1 protein-coding gene is annotated in these 571 nt (G+C 62.5%); it reads right to left on the bottom strand.

The features are described 5' to 3' along the window. Window positions 1–571: GlxA family transcriptional regulator (locus DOM32_RS17595; RefSeq protein ID WP_157957121.1), on the bottom strand; the 571-nt coding region annotated here is incomplete at both ends.

Genomic DNA, 571 nt, shown 5'->3' with positions numbered 1-571 from the left:
GGGTCGTTATCCATCAGCGGCATCACGGCAGGTTCGAGGCGACGAATCTTCAGCGTCTCGCCTCGATCTTCCCGTGGCGGCGTCCCGAAGTATTCGCGATAACACTTCGAGAAATGCGGCGTGGAGACGAAGCCGCAGGCGGAGGCGATCTCGATGATCGGCAGTGGCGTCTGCTTGAGCAGCTGCCGGGCTCGCGTCAGCCGCAGCTTGAGATAATAGCGCGAAGGCGAACAGTGCAGGTGGCGCTGGAACAGCCGTTCCAGCTGGCGCCGGGAGACATCGACATAGCTTGCCAGTTCGTCGAGCTCGATCGGCTCCTCGATATTGGCTTCCATCAATGCCACGATCTCGAGAAGCTTCGGCTGCGTGGTGCCCAGCACATGCTTGAGCGGCACCCGCTGCTGATCCTCCTCGCCACGAACCCGCTCGTAGATGAACATCTCGGAGATGGCCGCCGACAGCTCCCGGCCATGGTCGCGCCCGATCATGTTGAGCATCATGTCCAGCGGCGCAGTGCCGCCGGAAGCCGTGAAGCGATCGCGATCGATCGAGAACAGCCGCGTGCTCCAGG

It is taken from the genome of Salinicola salarius (assembly GCF_003206135.1).
Taxonomy (GTDB): Bacteria; Pseudomonadota; Gammaproteobacteria; order Pseudomonadales; family Halomonadaceae; genus Salinicola; species Salinicola salarius.
The sequence above is the reverse complement of the archived record's forward strand: the minus strand, read 5'-3'. Positions and strand labels throughout refer to the sequence as shown.